Source organism: Sulfurimonas sp., from assembly GCF_026988655.1.
Lineage (GTDB): Bacteria > Campylobacterota > Campylobacteria > Campylobacterales > Sulfurimonadaceae > Sulfurimonas.
Window position 1 is genome coordinate 1 of the sequence record NZ_JALSKT010000064.1, and the last position, 2,167, is coordinate 2,167.

Genomic DNA, 2,167 nt, shown 5'->3' on the forward strand with positions numbered 1-2,167 from the left:
TTAAACTAAATTTAGATATAATCCGCCCTCTTAAAAAAGGAAATTATTTTGTTTAATTTAAAAAACTACTCTACATCAAACATAAAAAACGATGTTCTTTCAGGTAGCGTTGTTGCTATTGCACTCGTTCCTGAGGCTATTGCTTTTTCCATCATAGCAGGACTTAGTCCACTAGTAGGACTGCATACTGCTTTTATACTTGGGCTAATTACTGCTCTAATTGGGGGTCGACCTGGTATGATAAGTGGTGCTACTGGAGCAATAGCAGTTGTTCTTGTCGCTCTTGTAATGGAGCATGGTTATGAGTATATGCTCGCGGCGACTGTCCTAGCTGGTGTCTTTCAAATCTTAGTAGGAGTGCTAAAGCTTGGAAAGTTCATTAGGCTTGTTCCCCAACCTGCTATGTATGGTTTTGTAAATGGTCTTGCAATAGTCATTGCCATGGCTCAATTCCCACTTTTTGCTGGTGAAAACTGGATTATGTATGCTCTTGTTGCCTTCACAATGTTTACAATGCATTTTGCACCAAGAACTACAAAAGCACTTCCTGCATCTTTAATCTCTATTATACTTGTTTCGACCATTACTATCGTACTTGATTTAGATACAAAAAGAGTTGGAGATTTAGCAGATATTAGTGGCTCCTTGCCATCTTTTTATATACCAAATGTTCCACTTAACTTTGAGACATTTAAAATCATACTTCCTTACTCAATTATCATAGCTCTAGTAGGTCTAATAGAGTCACTATTGACACTTTCAGTGCTAGATGAGATGAGCGGTAATCGTGGTAGCGGAAACAAAGAGTGCGTGGCTCAAGGTATAGGAAATATGACATGTGGTTCATTTGGAGCGATGGCAGGATGTGCTATGATTGGGCAGTCTATCATTAACTTTACTTCAGGTGGACTTGGACGACTCTCAAGCGTAGTTGGAGCAGTTTTACTCATACTCTTTGTTGTCAGTTTTTCTGACTTTATATCTATGTTACCTGTTGCTGCACTTGTTGGGATCATGTTTATGGTTAGTATCTCTACATTTGAATGGGCAAGTATAAAGCACTTAAAGTTTATGCCCAAAAGTGATGCATTTGTTATGTTAGTAGTTACTTTTATTACAGTTTATGCGGACCTTGCTATCGCAGTTATAACAGGTGTTATCATATCTGCACTTGTTTTTGCTTGGAAGCATGCGAAAATATATGCACATACACACATCGAAAAAGATGGAACTAAAGTTTACGAGCTAGATGGTCCACTTTTCTTTGGCTCTATAACATCTTTCAATGAAATATTTGACATAGAAAATGACCCAGACAAAGTTGTAATTGACTTCAAAGAAGCACGAGTTATGGATAGTTCTGGAACAGAAGCCATAGATTCAATCACTAAAAAATACAAAAATGCAGGAAAAATTCTAAAACTTCGTCACCTTAGTGAGGACTGCATTAAGGCACTTAAAGTTGCTGGTCCATACTGCACATATGAAGAGGATAATCCAAACTATATGGTTGCAAGAGATTATTAGTAAAATTAATAAATCCTATTAAGATAAAATTTATCCTATTAAGATATAATTCTGTAACAAATTAATTTAAGGATTTAAAATATGGCAACAACTCACCTAAAAGGTAATGTAGTAAATTTAGCAGGAAATGATGTAAATGTTGGAGATTTAGCTCCAATCGTAAAAGTAGTAGCAAAAGATTTGAGTGAGATTCAAGTTGGTGGTGAGCAAGGCAAAGCACAAGTTGTAGTTGTTGTTCCTTCACTTGATACTCCTGTATGTGCAGCTGAAACTAGAAGATTTAACACTGAAGCTGCTCAAATTGAGAATGCTAGTGTAACTGTAGTTTCTATGGACCTGCCATTTGCAATGGGTAGATTTTGTACAACTGAGGGAATCGAAAACCTAGAAGTTGGAAGTGACTTTAGAAACAAAGACTTTGCAAACGCATATGGAGTTCTAATTGCCGATGGTCCTTTAGCTGGTGTAACTGCCAGAGCAATCTTTGTAATTGACGCAAATGGAAAAGTAGCATACAAAGATATCTGTAATGAAATTACTGAAGAGCCTAACTATGATGGTGCATTAGCAGCTATCAAAGATGCTGCAGACACAAGCTGTTGTGGAACTTGTCAGTAATCTTAAGTAGGTAGTTACCTAA

2 protein-coding genes are annotated in these 2,167 nt (G+C 36.8%); both read left to right on the forward strand.

Going from position 1 to position 2,167, the window contains the following annotated elements:
• Positions 1 to 48: 48 nt before the first annotated feature.
• Complete coding sequence (locus tag MV052_RS06800; RefSeq protein WP_297442267.1) at positions 49 to 1,527, forward strand: SulP family inorganic anion transporter; 1,479 nt, start codon at positions 49 to 51, stop codon at positions 1,525 to 1,527.
• 81 nt (positions 1,528 to 1,608) lie between these two features.
• Positions 1,609 to 2,145 (forward strand): thiol peroxidase Prx-SUH, encoded by a 537-nt coding sequence (gene prx-suh, locus MV052_RS06805; RefSeq protein WP_297442269.1) that lies wholly within the window; start codon positions 1,609 to 1,611, stop codon positions 2,143 to 2,145.
• The last annotated feature ends 22 nt before the right edge of the window (positions 2,146 to 2,167 follow it).